The sequence below is a fragment of the Stenotrophomonas sp. YJH_SMC_58 genome, assembly GCF_059369635.1.
The window spans coordinates 190435-206857 of the sequence record NZ_JCAFSW010000004.1 but is presented as its reverse complement, the minus strand read 5'-3'; the positions used below and the strand labels follow the sequence as shown (position 1 = coordinate 206857).

Here is a 16423-nt window from a genome sequence, read left to right as displayed (position 1 = left end):
ATGTCAGTGGTGGATGGTCGGCTCGCCGTGCTGCACCAGCTGGCCACCACCGTTGCGGGTGACGAACTTGCGCAGGGCCACGTAGAACACCGGGGTGAGGAACAGGCCGAACAGGGTCACGCCCAGCATGCCGGCGAACACGGTGATACCGGTCACCGAGCGCACCTCGGCACCTGCACCGTGCGACAGCACAAGCGGCACGGTGCCGGCGATGAACGCGATGGAGGTCATCACGATCGGGCGCAGGCGCAGGCGGCAGGCTTCCAGCGCCGCTTCAACGATTCCCTTGCCGCCCATCTCCAGTTCTCTGGCGAACTCGACGATCAGGATCGCGTTCTTGCACGCCAGGCCCATCAGCACCACCAGGCCGACCTGCACGAACACGTTGTTGTCACCGCCGGTCAGCCAGACGCCGAACAGCGCGGACAGCAGGGTCATCGGCACGATCAGGATCACCGCCAGCGGCAGCGACCAGCTCTCGTACAGCGCGGCCAGCACCAGGAAGGCCAGCATGATCGCCACCGGGAACACGATGAAGGCGGCTTTGCCCTGGGTCGCCTGCTGGTAGCTCAGGTCGGTCCATTCGGTGGTCATGCCCACCGGCAGCACCTTGCCGGCGATCTCGGTCAGCTTGGTCATCGCCTCGGCCGAGGACAGCAGGCGCGGGTCGGCTTCACCGGCCAGGTCCGCTGCCGGGTAGCCATTGAAGCGCAGCACCGGGTCCGGGCCGAAGGTCTGCTTGATGGTGACCATCGAACCGATCGGCACCATCTCGCCGCGGTCGTTGCGGGTACGCAGCTTGCCGATGTCCTCGACCGTCTCGCGGAACGGACCGTCTGCCTGGGCGATCACCTGCCAGGTACGGCCGAACTGGTTGAAGTCGTTGACGTAGGCCGAACCCAGGTAGGTCTGCAGGGTGTCGAACAGTTCGGTGAGCTGCACGCCCTGTGCCTTGGCCTTGACGCGGTCGACCTCGGCATCCAGCTGCGGCACGTTGGCCTGGTAGCTGGAAATCGGGAAGGCCATGCCCGGCGTCTGCGCCACGGTGCCCTGCATCGCCTGCACCGCATTCTGCAGCGCGCCGTAGCCCAGGTTGCCGCGGTCCTCGATGAACATCTGGTAGCCGTTGCCGTTGCCCAGGCCGAGGATCGGCGGCGGCATCATCGCGAAGGCGAAGCCTTCCTGCAGGCCGGCGATCTTCTGGTTGATCTCGGCATTGATCTGCGCAGCGGTACGGCCATGACGCTCGGCGAAGGGCTTGAGCGGAATGAACGCCACACCGGTATTGGGCGTATTGGTGAACTGCAGCGCGTTCAGGCCCGGGAACGAGATGGTGTGGGCCACGCCATCGGTTTCCTGGGCGATCTTGGCCACCTTGCGCAGCATTTCATCGGTACGCGCGATCGACGAACCTTCCGGCAGCTTCACGCCGGCGATCAGGTACAGCTTGTCCTGGGTCGGGATGAAGCCCGGCGGCACCAGCTTGAAGATCACGCCGGTACCGACCAGCAGGATCGCGTAGACCACGAACACCGCGCCACGTCGGCCGAGGATGCGGGCCACGCCACGCTCGTACTTCTCCGAGCTGGACTTGAAGAAGCGGTTGAACGGGCGGAATACCCAGCCGAACAGGCGGTCGATCAGGCGGCTCGGGCCATCCTTCGGTGCGCCGTGGGCCTTCAGCAGGCGCGCGGCCAGGGCCGGCGACAGGGTCAGTGAGTTGATCGCCGAGATCACCGTGGAGATGGCGATGGTGACCGCGAACTGCTTGTAGAACTGGCCGGTGACACCGGACAGGAACGCCATCGGCACGAACACGGCACACAGCACCAGCGCGATCGCCACGATCGGGCCGGACACTTCGCGCATGGCCTGGTGGGCCGCGGCGGTGGGCGACAGGCCTTCCTCGATGTTGCGCTCGACGTTCTCCACCACCACGATCGCGTCGTCGACCACGATGCCGATCGCCAGCACCAGGCCGAACAGGCTCAGCGTATTGATCGAGAAGCCCAGCAGGTACAGCGCGGCGAAGGTACCCACCACCGACACCGGCACCGCGATCAACGGGATGATCGAGGCACGCCAGGTCTGCAGGAACAGGATCACCACCAGCACCACCAGCGCGATCGCTTCCAGCAGCGTGGAGACCACGGCCTTGATCGAGTCACGCACGAAGATGGTGGTGTCATACACGGCTTCGTACTTCACGTCGGCCGGCATGGTCTTCTGCATCTCGTCCATCGTCGAGATGACCTGGTCACGGATTTCCAGCGCGTTCGCACCTGGCGACTGGAAGATGCCGATACCGACCGCGTTCTTGCCGTCCAGCTGCGAGCGCAGGGTGTAGTCGCCCGCACCCAGCTCCAGGCGGGCCACGTCGGACAGGCGCACGATCTCGCCATCGGTGCCGCTCTTGAGCACGATGTCGCCAAATTCCTTTTCGGTCTTCAGCCGGCCCTGGGCATTGATCAGGGTCAGGAACTTGCTGTCCGGCAGCGGTTCGGCGCCGAGCTGGCCGGCTGACACCTGCACGTTCTGCTCGCGCATGGCGCGCACCACGTCGCTGGCGGTCAGGCCGCGCGAAGCCACCTTGTCCGGATCCAGCCAGGCGCGCATGGCGTAGTCGCCACCACCGAAGATCTGCGCATCACCGACGCCCGGAATGCGCGCCAGTGCATCCTTGACGTGCAGGCGGGCGTAGTTGCGCAGGTACAGGGTGTCGTACTTGCCTTGCGGGGAGGTCAGGTGCACCACCATCAGGAAGGTCGGCGACTGCTTCTGCGTGGTCACGCCCTGCCGGCGCACGTCCTCGGGCAGGCGCGCCTGCGCCTGCGCCACGCGGTTCTGCACCTTCACCGCCGCTGCGTCCGGGTCGGTGCCCGGGCGGAAGGTGACGGTCATCTGCAGCACGCCGTCGGAACCGGCGACCGACTTCAGGTACATCATGCCTTCGACGCCGTTGATGGCTTCTTCAAGCGGCGTGGCGACGGTCTCGGCGATGACCTTGGGGTTGGCGCCCGGATAGACCGTGCGCACGACCACCGACGGCGGCACCACTTCCGGGTACTCGCTGATCGGCAGGATTGGAATCGTGATCAGGCCTGCGGCGAAGATCACGATCGACAGCACCGCCGCGAAGATCGGCCTGTCGATGAAGAAACGGGAAAAGTCCATGGAGGAATTCCTGGGAAAGGCATTCGGCGGGCAACACCCGCCCTGCCCCTCGCCGAAATGACGAAGGCAGGGAAGGCTGCCGCTGGCGCCGGCAGCTAAGCGGGGACGCGGATCAGTGCTTCAGGGCGGCGGTGGCATCGCGGCCCGGTGCCGGCGCCGGCTGTGGCTGCATCGCCACCGCCTTGGCCTGCACCGGCATGCCCGGCATGAAGACCTTCTGCACGCCGTCGATGATCACCTTGTCGCCCGCGGCCAGGCCGTGTTCGACAATGCGCAGGCCATCAGCGGTGCGACCGAGCTGGATGTCGCGGCGCTGGGCCTTGCCATCCTTGTCGACCACGTAGACATACTTGCGGTCCTGGTCGGTCAGCACGGCCTTGTCATCGATCAGCAGCGCCTGGAACTGGCCGCTGCCGAGCAGCTGCACGCGGGCGAACAGGCCCGGCGTGAACTGGCGGTCGGCGTTGTCCAGCAGTGCGCGGACGCGGATGGTGCCGGTGCTGCGGGCGACCTGGTTGTCGAGGAAGTCGACCTTGCCCGAGTGCGGGTAGCCCTCTTCGCCGGACAGGCCAACCTTCACCGGCAGTTCGCTGTCACGCTCGCTCGGGCGCTCGCCCTTGCGTGCCATCTGGGCGTAGCGCAGGAAGGTGCTTTCGTCGGCATCGAAGTAGACAAAGACGGTATCCAGCGAGACCAGCGTGGTCAGCACGCTGGCACTGTCGCCGGCGGTGACCAGGTTGCCGGCGGTGACCATCGCGCGGCCGGCACGGCCGTCGATCGGTGCACGCACCTTGGTGAACTCCAGGTTGAGCCGGGCCGCGTCCAGCGCAGCCTGCGCGGCCTGCACGGCGGCACCGGACTGGTCGGCGGCCGCGCGACGCTGTTCGGCGGTCTCGGTGGAGATCGCCTGCTGCTCGGACAGTCGCTTGGCGCGCTCGGACTCGCTGCGGGCCAGCGTGGCCTGGGTGCGGGCGCGGGCCAGCTCGGCAGCCGCTCGATCGTACTCGGCCTGGTAGCTGCGCGCGTCGATGGTGAAGAGCACTTCGCCCTTCTTCACTTCCTGGCCTTCGACGTAGTTGACCTTGTCGATGTAGCCGGACACGCGCGGGCGCAGTTCAACGCTCTGCACCGCTTCGACGCGGCCGCTGAACTCGTCCCACTGGCTGACCTGCTTGACCAGTACCGGCGCGGCGCTGACCTGCGGCGGCGGCGGTGCACCGGCTTCTTCGGCGTGGCCGCCGCTGCAGGCCGCAAGCACGGCTGCGGCGAGGATCGACACGCCGACCATCGCAATGCGATGGCCGAAACGATGTGGGGTGGTATTGGGGGAAGTCATGGCATGCATCCGTACGGAGGGGTGGTACAGCTATATGAGAACGTGTTGCAAAAATCGGCGGCGTATCCTGCGACCTCAACCATGGTCGAGGTCAAGCGACGCCTGCGGTATCGCGCCACAAAGGGGGAACTTCCAGGTGCAGCAGGCCGCGCGGCAGTTCGGCATCGCTGCTGTCACAGCGGACGATGGCACGGTTGTCGCGGCAACCATCCAGCAGCGACACAACGCGACGACCCACCAGCAGCGAGCTGGGCCACTCGATGCAGGCATTGGCCGCATTGGCCGGGGTACAGACGGGGCTGCAGACTTCCAGCATCTGCGCGCGCACGCCCAGCGCCTGCGCTTCCTGGTGTACGACCTGCGCGTACATGCGCAGCGCGGCGGTGGTGATCGAGGTCTCACCGTAGCCCGCCCACGGCTTGGCGTTGGCCGGGCTGCCGATCATCACGTAGCGGCGCGCATGCACGTTGTCCTGCAGCAGCGGCAGCAGGTGACGCACCGCGTGCACGTGCGGCATCAGATCGGCCTGCATCGCGCCCATCAGTTCGTCACCGTTGCGGTCGACCACGCGACCGCGGCGGTACGGTCCACCCATTGCGGCGATCACCGCCGCCAACCGGCGCGGGCGCTGCGCGATGCGTTCGGCCAGCGCGCGCGCCGACCCGTCGTCGCTGAGCGACCCCAGCAGCGTCTCCAGGCCCGGCTCGTCAGCGAACTGCTCGCGCAGCGCCGCCAGCCGGCCCGGATCGCGGCCGACAACCAGTACCGGGCTGCCGGCCTCCAGCAGCGCGCCAACCACACCCTGGCCGACGGCACCGGTGCCGCCCAGGACCAGGACTTCAGGCGTCAGCATCCCATTCACGGGACATTTCCTCCCAAATCCGGGATAGTCCCGATTCGGCGCAGGCGGTCACCCTTGTGAGGGGCCAGGCGGATGGCACCGCCACGCTGCTGACGCATGGGCGCGGTAAACTCACGAAAGTCCTTGTGTACCAAGGAACTCGGACGGGCTTCGACGGTCATCGCCAGGTCCAGGGTGTTCTGGCCGGCGTTCCGGAGTCGGGCAAGAATGTTGCGCAGGCTCATGGCGGACGGGCTCCAATTGACGAATGGCGCCACGATAGACCTCAAACCTTTACTTGATTAGTCCTGATTAAGGGGAATAATCATCCCGCTCCCGGTCCAATCGTTCTGTCACGATTGTCCCATCCCCGACGTCCAGGATCCCCGACCATGTCCCACGATCTCAACGAGACGCTGATCTTCGTCAAAGTGGTCGAGCAAGGCAGCTTCATTGCCGCTGCCAAATCGCTCGGCCTGCCCAAGACCACGGTCAGCCGCAAAGTGCAGGAGCTGGAAACGCGCCTGGGCGCGCGCCTGCTGCACCGGACCACGCGCCGCCTCGGCCTGACCGAAGCCGGTTCGATCTACCACGAACATTGCCAGCGCATCGCGCGCGAACTGGAAGAGGCCGAGAGCGCGGTGAGCCAGCTGCAGTCCGGCCCGCGCGGCTGGCTGCGCTTCACCGTGCCCTATTCGATCGGCATCACCTGGATCGCCCCGCTGCTGGGCCAGTTCCATGCGCAGTACCCGGAAATCCGCCTGGACATGCACATGGGCAACGAGAAGCTGGACCTGATTGCAGGTGAAGCGGACCTTGCGCTGCGCGTGGGGGCCCTGCCCGATTCCAATCTGGTCGCACGCAAGCTCGGCAGCCTGCGCACGCAGGTGTTCGCCAGCCCGGCCTACATCGAGCGCTATGGCGAGCCGCTGCATCCGGAGGAGCTGCAGTTCCATCGCATCCTGGCGATGCGCAAGCCGTATCACACCGGCAATTCACCGCGCTTCACCTGGCAGCTGGGCGAGAACGGCGGCGAACTGCGTGACTTCCCGGTCACCCCGCTGATGACCGCCAACGACATGTCTGCGTTGAATGGTGCATTGGTCTGTGGCGAAGGCCTGCTGCTGACCGGTGACGTGATGGCCAAGCCGTTCGTTGAATCGGGCATGGTGCGCCGCGTGCTGGCCGGCTGGACCGGCCCGGAAGTGGACTTCAACGCCGTGTTCGCCGGCGGCCGCCTGGTCTCGCCAAAGGTGCGTGCGTTCGTCGACTTCCTGGTCGAAAAGCTCAACTTCGACGCCAATTACATGCTGGCGCAGTGCCCGGGTGCGAAGCTGGCGCAGCAGCAGAAGGAAAAGGAAGACGCCGCTCTGGAAAGCAGCGGCAAGCGGATCCTGGAGAAGGTGGCCGCTTCTGCGGCGTAGCCTGCAACAAGAGCGCCTACCCATCTCCTGGTAGTTGCCGACCTTGGTCGGCATGGCTTACAGAGGGATGCGCTATCGGCGTGCCGAGCAACGCTCGGCACCCACAAAAATGCCGCCTGCAAGGGCGGCATTTTCGTTCCGGCCGATGGCCGGACCGCCGGCTCAAGCAGTAACGCTACGCGTTATTGCTTGAGCGGAATCACCCGAATCTCGACGCGGCGGTTCTTGGCGCGGCCGGCGTCGGTGCTGTTGTCGGCAATCGGGTACGACTTGCCGGCGCCCAGCGTTTCGATGCGCACGCTCTGCACGCCCTGGCCGATCAGGTACTGCGCGACCGAGTCGGCACGTTCCTTCGACAGGCGGTTGTTGACCGCATCGCTGCCGATGCTGTCGGTGTGGCCGACCACTTCGATCATGGTCTGGTTGTAGTCACGCAGGGTGCCTGCCACGCCATTGAGCGCGCCGTAGAACTGCGGCTTCAGGGTCGACTTGCCGAAGTCGAAAGTGATGCCGTCCGGCAGGTTCAGCATGATGTTGTCGCCCTGGCGCTGCACATCGATGCCGGTGTTGGCAGTGCGCTCGCGCAGTGCGCGTTCCTGGCGATCCTGGTACTGGCCGACGGCGGCGCCGCTGAGCGCACCGATACCGGCGCCGATCAGGGCATGCTGGCGGCGCTCGGTGGCGCTGTCGCCGGTCAGCAGGCCGGCTGCCACGCCGATGGCGGTACCGATCAGGGCGTTACGGCCAGTACGGTTCTGCTGCTCGGTGGGGTTGCCGTACTGGTCACTCTGTACGTACGAGCCGCCGGTGGCGCAGGCCGACAGGACGGCCGCGCTCATCAGGGCCAGTGCGACGTTGCGGGTGGTGTTGCGGATCATGAGGTTCTCCTTGGTTTCCGGTCGGCCAGCGGCCTGCGGGCGCAAAGAGAATAAACAGCCCGATGCGATGCCGGAATGATGATCGGGCACATCGACAGGGCCGCGTTCAGCTAACTGACCAGATCGCTCAGGTCGCCCTTTACCCCGCCCCCGACTGGCGGTAAGCCGCCAATGCGGCGTCGCGGCCCGCGGCCAGGTCCACCAGCGGCGTACGCGGATAGCCCGGGGCATGTGCCGCCAGCAGCAGCGGATGCTGCCAGGGCGCAAACCGGGCCTTCACCGGCAGCGCGGCCAGTTCGGGCACCCAGCGGCTGATGTACCGTGCCTGCGGATCGAACTTCTCGGCCTGGGTCACGGGGTTGAACACACGGAAGTACGGTGCCGCGTCGGCACCGGTCCCGGCCACCCACTGCCAGCCCATGGTGTTGTTGGCCAGGTCGGCATCGACCAGAGTGTCCCAGAACCAGCGTGCGCCATGCAGCCAGTGCGCGCGCAGGTGCTTGCACAGGTAACTGGCCACGATCATCCGCACCCGGTTGTGCATGTAGCCGGTGTGCCACAGCTCGCGAAGGCCGGCATCGACGATCGGCACGCCGGTGTTGCCGCGCTGCCAGTCGTACAGCTGCGCCTCACTGGGCGTTGCCCATGGGAAGCGATCGAAACGCGGGTTGAGGTTGTCGGTGGGCGTCTTCGGGAAGTGATGCAGCAGGTGGTAGGCGAAGTCACGCCAGCCCAGCTGGCGCAGGTAGCCGTCGATGTCGGCGTCGGTGCCGGCGCTACGCAGCCCTTCCAGCGCATGGGCAATCCGCCAGGGTGCGATTTCGCCGAAATGCAGGTGCGGCGACAGCCGCGAGGTCCCGACACGGTCCGGCAGGTCACGCTGCTCGCGATACCCGCGCAGGGCACCGTCTTCAAAGACGGACAGTGCTTCCAGCGCACCGGCTTCACCCGGCTGCCAGTGCTCCCAGAAGCCGGTATCCCAGTCCAGCGTCGGCGCCAGCTGGAGATCATCCAATGCCAGGCTGTCGACCGCGTGCGGCGCCAGTGCTTCCGGTGCGGCCTGCAGTGCCGGCAGGCGCCAATGACTGAGTACATTGCGCCAGTACGGCGTAAATACCTTGTACGGCTGGCCCTGCTGGGTGGCGATGTCCCAAGGTTCGAACAACAGGCTGCCATTGCAGCTCTGCGCGTCGATGCCCTGCTCGCGCAGCATGCGCTTGATGGTGGCGTCGCGTGGCTGGGTGGCCGGTTCGTACTTGCGGTTCCAGTACACCGCCTCGGCGCCGGTCTGCGCGATCAGCAACTGCAGGGCCGGCAGGCTGTCACCACTGCGCAGCACCAGCGAGGAACCGCGCGTGCGCAGGTCCGCATCCAGCGCGGCCAGTGAACGGTGGCGCCACGCATCGGAGGCGGCACCCGGCGCCCACTCACCTTCTTCGTGCGGCGCATGGATGTAGACCGGCACCACGTCGTGACCGGCATCCAGCGCGGCCTGCAGGCCCGGATTGTCCTGCAGCCGCAGATCACGGCGGAACCATACCAACGCTACCGACACAGGTACTGCCTTCGTTGTGGAAGGCGCACATGATAGCCAGCGGTGGTGAAGGGGATGCGCGCAGACGCCATCTGCTAGGCTGCACGGCCGCTACCCGTTGGACTCTGACATGGATGATCTGCACGCCTCATTCGCCCGCTTCGGGCTGCTGCATGCGCAGCACGAGCGTGACTGGCAGGGCCCGTTCCCGCTGCCCACGGCACTGGCGTCGTTCTACGCGCAGGTCGGGCCGCTGGGCGAAGAGATCAATGCCAGGGTTGGCCGCGCCGGCATCACCGTTCCCGGCCTTGATGTCTGGATACCGCCACTGCAGCGCCTGTGGAGCCAGCAGGCCGGCTATCGATGGCATGGCGTCAGCGGCGAACGGATCAACGACTGGCCATCGAACTGGCTGGTGATTGCCGATCGCGGCGCTGATCCGTTCATCCTCGACCTGGACGACGGCCGTGTGCTGTTCAGCCACCACGGCGCCGGCCTGCTGGATGCCGGCGAGATCACTGCCGATGTGCCGACCTTGATGGCGGCTCTGGCTGCTGCAGGCACGGTGTACCTCGATGCCGGCGATGACCTCTACAACGACGATGACGATGGCGGCATCCGTCCTGAACACCAGGAGGCAGCCGTACAGGCGGTGGCCCGGGTACTGGGCGACCGCCTGCAGGCCGAGTCGTTCATCGGGACGTTGCTGGACTGAATCCAGCCATGGCGTGGATCTATTTTTCGAAGCGCTTTATCGCTTCGCTGATCAGCGTCCGCGCCTCGGCAGCGTTGCCCCAACCGTTGAGCTGCACCGGGTTGCGCCCGGCCGGCAGGTCCTTGTAGACCCGGAAGAACGCTTCGATGCGCTGTCGTTCGATCTCCGGCAGATCGGCCAGGTCGCGGATGTTGGCGTAGGTCGGGTCAACCTTGTCGGTCGGCACGCCGATGATCTTCTCGTCGTGCTCGCCGCCGTCGACCATCTTCAGGTAGCCGATCGGCCGGAAGCGCACGATCACGCCCGGATGCAGGGGTTCACGGGTCAGCACCAGCGCGTCCAGCGGATCGTTGTCGCCAGCCAACGTGCGCGGCATCGAACCGTAGTTGGCCGGATAGGCGACCGGCATCGACTGGAAGCGATCCACGTGCACCAGGCCGTCCTCCTTGATCTCGTACTTGGTGAAGCTGCCGGCCGGAATCTCCACCGCCAGGTTCACTTCCTGCGGCGCCTGCTTCGGCTGCGCCACCAGGAACGGGTGCAGCACGCCATCGGCGGCGGCCACCGCGGTCGCGAGCAGGAGCAGGGCCCCGCCGATGGCAGCCATGGGGACAAGACGATGTACGGTTTTCATCTGGATCTCCTCCTCATTCCCAGCAGCGATCGGCGCGGCCCTTGGCAGTCTGCGCGCGCGGGCAGTCACGCGGCGTGATGCGGCCTTCGGTCAGCTCCGTGCGCTGCTTGCCGCCCTTGGCGTCGCGACGCAGCTCGAAGGCATCGTAGAGTCGCCCGGTCACCGTGCGGGCTTCATAGCGCAGGTGCTGCGGATCGATGTGCAACACCTGGAACAGCTGGGTGTCCTCGGCCACCGGATCCATCGTCCTACGTGCCTCGTCGGAGAGACGGTACTGCTTCGGCCCCGCCACGGTCACCACATACTGCGGCGTCGCGGCCTGTCCTTCACCACGGCGGCCATAGGTGTGATCGTGGCCCTGCAGCACCAGATCGACGTTGTGGCGACGTACCACCGGCAGCAGCACGTCACGCAATGCGGCGTTCTCGCGCCCTTCGCGCGGCGAATAGAACGGCTGGTGCAGCAGCACGAGCGTCCACGGCTGCGGATTGCCGGTCAGTACCTTGTCCAGCCACTGCGCCTGCGCCTTGGCCGTGCCAAGGTCGAGTGCCGACGTGCCATCGACCACGGCGACGCGCACGCCCTGCGCATCGAACCAGTAGCTGGTCTGCTGTGCGGCGGATGCCCCATTGCCCGGCAGCGCGAACGTCACCGGCCAGTGCCTGCCCAGCACGCGGCGTTCCTGCGGAGTGTCCTCGAACTCCTCGACATACTCGTGGTTGCCGATCGCCGGCGCGACCAGGGTTTCCTGCGCCAGCCAACCGGCGGCGGCAAACCATTCGCCCCACTCGCTGTCATCGGCACCATCGCCCCCACTGACCAGATCGCCAGCGAACAGGCTCAGGCGCGCCTCGGGTGCGGCCTTCTGCGCGGCGCGCACCACGCGGCTGACATGGCTCACGTTCTTGTTCTGGGTATCTCCAAAGTACAGCAGGGTCAGCGGCTGGTCGGGCGCAGCCAGCGTGCGCAGCTGGTTCCAGGCGCTCCAGCTGCCGTTGCCCTGCACGCGGTAGACGTACAGGGTATCGGGCCGAAGGCCGCTGACATCAGCGCGGTGGTGGTGCGACAGCCCGTTCTCGGTCTGCAGCGCGCGGGTCGTGGCGCGCACCTGGCGGATGCCCTCGATGGCCGGTGAATCACCGGCAAGGGCAATCTCCAGCAGCGGCGCCTGCACGCTGCCGTCGGTGCGCCAGGCCACGGCGAACCCATGGCCGGGATCGACTGCCGGCGAAGCGACAATGCGGTCCGGGACCGTCGTCGCTGCGTAGTGGCGGCTGCCCGCCGGCACCTGGGTGTTCGCTTCGGCCGCCGCGAAGCACAACGACGGCACCGCCAGCAGCAGGCCCAGCGCCAACGTACGCATCAGGCAACGACCGCTCACGAACCACACTCCAGCGGCAATGCCAACTGCTTGGCGATGCTCTCCCAGTCGAACGCCACCACGCCCTGGTCGTCATGCACCGCATACAACGCGCCGTGCGGGAAGCGCGCGCTGGGCTGCTGCATCATCCAGATGCCATCGGTGTTGGCCACGGTATTGCCCTGGAACGCGCCGACCGGCTTCAGGGTGTGGCGGTCGAACAGGTGGAACACGCTGCGCTGCTTGCCCTGTTCGGTGGTGATCCACCAACCATCCTTGCCGCAGGTGCGCAGGGTTACGCCTTCGGCCTGCGCCTTGAACACATCGCGGCCGAAGGTGGTGCCGGTGAAGCGTCCGGCCAGCGTGTAGACCTTGAACTCGCTGGCGTAGCCCTCGTCCTCTTCGGCGATCAGCAGGCAATCGTTCTCGGGGTCGCCCCAGATCGACTCGACCACGCGCAGGGCACCCGCCTCAGTGGTATCACCGATGCTGGCCACAAGCTTCGCTTCGACCTTCGCGCCATCGCGGGTCACCTGGTACTGGCGCACGCGCTTGTCCAGCTCGGTCAGCGGCGGCAGGATGTCACGGCCCTGTGCATCCTCGCCGTTGTCCCAGGAGTCGGTCACGTAGACGCTGTAGCCATCGGCACGGCGGTCGACCCACAGCCCGTACGGCTTGCGCAGGTCGTCCGCAGCGAAGGTCGCCAGTGGAGTGAAGTCCGGCAGGCTCAGTACCTGCACGCGGTGATTGTCGCGCTCCACGATCCACAGCAGATCGTCGGTCACCGCGATGCCGTTTGGGCGATCGAACTGCCCTGGCGCGGTGCCGCTGCTGCCTACGTCGCGCAGGTGCTGGCCGCTGCTGCCGTCGTAGACCACCAGCTTGTCGGTGGCCTTGGCAGTGGCGATCAGCCACAGCTTTCCGTCAGGTGCACGCCAGGCGGCAGGCGAATCGATGTTGTCAGCCGGCGTCATCGGTGATAGGAATGCCTCGGCGATGGTGGTCACCGCACGCTCGTTCGTGGCCTTCGCTCCGGGCTTGGCCACGGCCGGATCATTGCCGTTGGCCGGCGTGCAGCCGGCCACCAGCGTCACGGCCAGCAGGGTGATGCGAGGCCCGCTCACAGTGCCACCTTCAGGCCGAGGGCGTAGGTGCGGCCATATTCTTCCATCTGCAGGGTGCGCGAGCGCGTGCCCTGGTACAGTTCCAGCGGCTTGTCCAGCAGGTTCTGTGCTTCGAAATACATGCTCACGCGCGGAGTGAACCTGTAGTCAAGCGAGAAGTCGAGCTGGGTGTTCGGCGCTACGTAGATGTCGAAGGCACGGCCGGCACCAAGGGTATCCAGGTACTCGCTGCGGTGTACGGCTGCCACGCGGGTGCTCAGGCCGTACTTCTCGTAACCGACGTGCGCGCTGTACACGTTCTTCGAGGCGCGCGGCAGGGTGAAGTCCTCACCGGCGCGCTTGGCCAGACCCGGGTCGAAATCAGTGTCCAGCCAGGTGCCGCTGGCACCCACCAGCAGGCCATCCCAGCCAGCCGGGAGGAACGACAGCTGCTGCTGCCAGTTGAACTCGGCGCCACGCACCTTGGCCTTGTCGCCATTGACCGAGGTCACCACCGGCAGGCCGTCGTAGATGCCGTCGGCGCCGGCCTGGCGGACCTGCACGATGTAGCCGTCGATCGACTTGTGGAACACGCCCAGCGAGAGGATGCCGCTGTCGCCGATGTACTTCTCCACCGACAGGTCGATGTTGGTCGACTCGTACGGATCCAGCTCCGGGTTGCCCAGGCGCACTTCATTGTCGTTGCGAGCCAGGCCGATGCGCGGCGAGGCATCGCCGAAGCCCGGGCGCGCCACCGTCTTGTTGGCAGCGAAGCGGAACACCCAGTCGTCGCTGGCGTCGTAACGCAGGTGCAGGCCCGGCAGTACGTTGTTGTAGCTCTTGCTGGCGGTAACACGGGTCGCGGTGTAGGAGCGCCCGTCCTTGGCCACGTCCACGCGATTGCCGGTGGCGCTGAAGCGGGTGTTCTCCACACGCACGCCGCCGATCACGCGCAGCGCACCGATGTCCCAGGTGCCCATCGCATAGCTGGCGAACACGTCTTCGCGCGCAGTGTAGTCGCCTTCCAGAGACGTCGCGGCGTTGCCACCGACATCCTGCGGACGCGCGCTGTATTCGCCACCGCGCTGCGACCAGTAGCTGCGCATCGCCGACGAGTCCATGCCCTGCCCCATCGGGCCGTGGCGATGTTCCGGCGAGCCGGTCGTCCAGTCACTGAGCTTGATCGCCGGACCCACGCGCAGCGACGCCTCATCGACATTCACGTCACGGTCGCGCCAGCGCCCGAGCAGGCCGAACTTGTAGCTGCTGTTGTCGCCGTCGAAGCGGATATTGACCTGCGCGCTGCGCTCCTCGTCGTCCACCTTCTTCGGCTTGGCCACCACACGGTCGAACTTGTAGTTGGCGTTGTCCAGCCACTGGTCGTTGTCGAAGGTGTAGGTGGGCAGGCGGCTGCGCTGGTCCAACGTGCCATTGAAGGCCTTGCCGTTGAGCTTGAAGCGCGACTCGATCTCGTCGTCCACGCGTTCTTCGGTACGGGTATAGCCGATCTTGTAGTCCAGTAGCGCGTCGGTCAGCTTGTTCTCGCCACCCAAGCTGGCGGCGAAGGTGTTCTCTTCCTTGGTCCGGTAGCGCATGCGCTTGTCGATCGAATCCTTCGGCATGCCGGCAAGTCGATACTGGTCGGTGCCGGTGGCGATCATGTCGGCGCTGTTGAAGTTGAAGATCACGCGCTGGCGGGTTTCGGCATCGTCGAACTGGCTGTACAGCGTGCGCAGGTAGTAACGGCTGTCCTCGTTCGGGCGCCAGTCGAAATTGAGGTTGGCGCCGATGCGCTTGCGCTCGATCTCGTACTTGCGGTTCTGCAGGTTCAGCGCGGTGATTTCGCCCGGGCGGGTGGTGGTCGGATCCTTGTTCCCGCTGACATCACCGTACTCCACTTCGCTGTTGTCCGATTCGAACGTCCGCTTCTGGTAGTTCACGCCGGCGGCGATGCCGAAGGTGTCGTTGAACACTTCACTGTAGTTGAAGGCGGCCTTCGGGCTGGTCTCGCCCGAAAGCTGCTGGTGGCTGCCTTCGATCTTGCCACGCAGGCTGCGGCCCTCGCGGTCGAACGCCGAGGCGGTCTCGACCAGGATCGCGCCGCCAATGGCGTCGCCCGGCATGTCCGGGGTCGGCGATTTGACCACGCGCAGGCGCTCGGTCGAATCGGACGGGATCACGTCCATCGGTGCGGCGCGGCTGGAGTTGTCCGGTGTGCCGATGGCGATGCCGTCGACGCTGACGCTGTTGAGGTTGGCATCCAGTCCGCGCACGACCACGTAGCGGCCCTCGCCCTGGTCGCGCGTCACGCTGATGCCCGGCAGGCGTTGCAGCGACTCGGCCACGTTCTTGTCCGGGTACTGGCCCAGCGCGTCGGACGACACCGCATCCTCGATGGCGTTGCTGCTGCGCTTGAGGTCCACCGCGCGGATCTGCGATTCAAGCTGGGCGCGCACTTCAATGCGGTCCAGGTCGACCGCATCGGCGGCCACTGCACCGGTGGCGGCGACCGCCTGCTGCCCGGCGGCCTGCAGTGGTGCAGCAGCCCCCATCGCCAGGGTCAGGGTGATGGCAACGGCCAACGGAGTCTTGATATGCACTGGGAATCCCCATTCCTGTTAAGAATGGGTCTGCACGGTATGTCCGCAAGGTTGCATGGCAATGACATGCATCTGCACATTTCATGCAGGCCGTCTCCGGCCCCGGTTTGGGGTTGGGCGCCCAATCCGGCAAAATGGCGTCCTCTCTCCTTATCCCCCTTCCCGACCATGAAGATCGTCGAAGTGCGCCACCCGCTGGTGCAGCACAAGATCGGCCTGATGCGCAACGCTGCGCTCAGCACCAAGGATTTCCGAGAACTGGCCAACGAGCTCGGCACGCTGCTGGCCTACGAGGCCACCGCCGACCTGGATACCGAGCCGCACACTCTGCCCGGCTGGGCCGGCCCGGTCACCGTGCAGCGCATCGCCGGTGCCAAGATCACCGTGGTGCCGATCCTGCGCGCCGGCCTGGGCATGCTCAGCGGCGTGCTGTCGCTGATCCCGGCGGCACGCGTCAGCGTGGTCGGCCTGCAGCGCGATGAGGAAACCCTGCAGCCGGTGCCCTACTTCGAGCGCCTGACCGGCCGCCTGGAAGAGCGCGACGCGCTGATCCTGGACCCGATGCTGGCCACCGGCGGCACCCTGATCGCCACCATCGACATGCTCAAGCGTGCCGGCGCCCGCCGCATCAAGGGCATCTTCCTGGTGGCCGCGCCGGAAGGCATCGAAGCAGTCAAGGCCGTGCATCCGGACGTGGAAATCTACACCGCGGCCATCGATGCCCAGCTCAACGACAAGGGCTACATCCTGCCCGGCCTGGGCGATGCCGGTGACCGCATCTTCGGTACCCGCGTCGGTTGATCCGGTGAACCGGGGTCAGATCC

13 protein-coding genes are annotated in these 16423 nt (G+C 66.3%); 3 read left to right on the top strand and 10 right to left on the bottom strand.

Going from position 1 to position 16423, the window contains the following annotated elements:
• Positions 1 to 3 precede the first annotated feature (3 nt).
• The 4 genes from AC5P68_RS07650 to AC5P68_RS07635 all read right to left on the bottom strand — a co-directional run bounded on the left by AC5P68_RS07650 (position 4) and on the right by AC5P68_RS07635 (position 5596).
• The gene (locus tag AC5P68_RS07650; RefSeq protein WP_005409111.1) at positions 4 to 3174 is read right to left on the bottom strand and encodes an efflux RND transporter permease subunit; all 3171 of its coding nucleotides are present in this window, start codon (positions 3172 to 3174) and stop codon (positions 4 to 6) included.
• Positions 3175 to 3286: 112 nt separating this feature from the next.
• A complete protein-coding gene (locus tag AC5P68_RS07645; protein ID WP_005409110.1) occupies positions 3287 to 4510 on the bottom strand; it encodes an efflux RND transporter periplasmic adaptor subunit in 1224 nt (407 codons plus the stop codon).
• Positions 4511 to 4601: 91 nt separating this feature from the next.
• Positions 4602 to 5372, bottom strand: a complete 771-nt coding sequence (locus AC5P68_RS07640; protein WP_033833089.1) for an SDR family NAD(P)-dependent oxidoreductase — start codon at positions 5370 to 5372, stop codon at positions 4602 to 4604.
• Positions 5369 to 5596, bottom strand: coding sequence for a hypothetical protein (locus AC5P68_RS07635; protein ID WP_005409108.1), 228 nt, complete (start codon positions 5594 to 5596; stop codon positions 5369 to 5371). Before AC5P68_RS07635 ends, AC5P68_RS07640 begins: the two co-directional genes overlap by 4 nt.
• 147 nt (positions 5597 to 5743) lie before the next feature.
• On the opposite strand from AC5P68_RS07635, the gene AC5P68_RS07630 reads away from it, so the two are divergent.
• On the top strand, positions 5744 to 6775 hold the full coding sequence (locus AC5P68_RS07630) for a LysR family transcriptional regulator (RefSeq protein WP_005409107.1): 1032 nt from the start codon (positions 5744 to 5746) through the stop codon (positions 6773 to 6775).
• A 182-nt stretch (positions 6776 to 6957) separates the two neighbouring features.
• Here AC5P68_RS07630 and AC5P68_RS07625 read toward each other — a convergent pair whose 3' ends face one another.
• Both AC5P68_RS07625 and AC5P68_RS07620 read right to left on the bottom strand, forming a co-directional pair.
• Positions 6958 to 7653, bottom strand: coding sequence for a YiaD family glycine zipper/OmpA-like lipoprotein (locus AC5P68_RS07625; RefSeq protein ID WP_005409106.1), 696 nt, complete (start codon positions 7651 to 7653; stop codon positions 6958 to 6960).
• 139 nt (positions 7654 to 7792) lie between these two features.
• Complete coding sequence (locus AC5P68_RS07620; RefSeq protein ID WP_049404591.1) at positions 7793 to 9208, bottom strand: cryptochrome/photolyase family protein; 1416 nt, start codon at positions 9206 to 9208, stop codon at positions 7793 to 7795.
• A 109-nt stretch (positions 9209 to 9317) separates the two neighbouring features.
• Here AC5P68_RS07620 and AC5P68_RS07615 point away from each other — a divergent pair, with 109 nt between their 5' ends.
• Positions 9318 to 9902 carry an SMI1/KNR4 family protein gene (locus tag AC5P68_RS07615; protein ID WP_049404593.1) on the top strand — a complete coding sequence of 195 codons (585 nt, stop codon included), beginning with the start codon at positions 9318 to 9320 and terminating at the stop codon, positions 9900 to 9902.
• Between the two features lie 19 nt (positions 9903 to 9921).
• Here the strand turns inward: AC5P68_RS07615 and AC5P68_RS07610 are convergent, their stop codons facing one another.
• Genes AC5P68_RS07610 through AC5P68_RS07595 form a run of 4 tightly spaced genes read right to left on the bottom strand, consistent with a single transcriptional unit; the run spans position 9922 to position 15551 of the window.
• Complete coding sequence (locus AC5P68_RS07610; protein WP_049404594.1) at positions 9922 to 10536, bottom strand: inorganic diphosphatase; 615 nt, start codon at positions 10534 to 10536, stop codon at positions 9922 to 9924.
• A gap of 13 nt (positions 10537 to 10549) precedes the next feature.
• The gene (locus tag AC5P68_RS07605) at positions 10550 to 11899 is read right to left on the bottom strand and encodes a purple acid phosphatase family protein (RefSeq protein WP_221233471.1); all 1350 of its coding nucleotides are present in this window, start codon (positions 11897 to 11899) and stop codon (positions 10550 to 10552) included.
• A 14-nt stretch (positions 11900 to 11913) separates the two neighbouring features.
• Complete coding sequence (locus tag AC5P68_RS07600; protein ID WP_184014168.1) at positions 11914 to 13020, bottom strand: phytase; 1107 nt, start codon at positions 13018 to 13020, stop codon at positions 11914 to 11916.
• The gene (locus tag AC5P68_RS07595; RefSeq protein WP_414497881.1) at positions 13017 to 15551 is read right to left on the bottom strand and encodes a TonB-dependent receptor; all 2535 of its coding nucleotides are present in this window, start codon (positions 15549 to 15551) and stop codon (positions 13017 to 13019) included. Before AC5P68_RS07595 ends, AC5P68_RS07600 begins: the two co-directional genes overlap by 4 nt.
• 216 nt (positions 15552 to 15767) lie before the next feature.
• Between AC5P68_RS07595 and upp the strand changes: the two genes are divergently transcribed.
• Positions 15768 to 16400, top strand: coding sequence for a uracil phosphoribosyltransferase (gene upp, locus AC5P68_RS07590; RefSeq protein WP_005409099.1), 633 nt, complete (start codon positions 15768 to 15770; stop codon positions 16398 to 16400).
• Positions 16401 to 16423 lie beyond the last annotated feature (23 nt).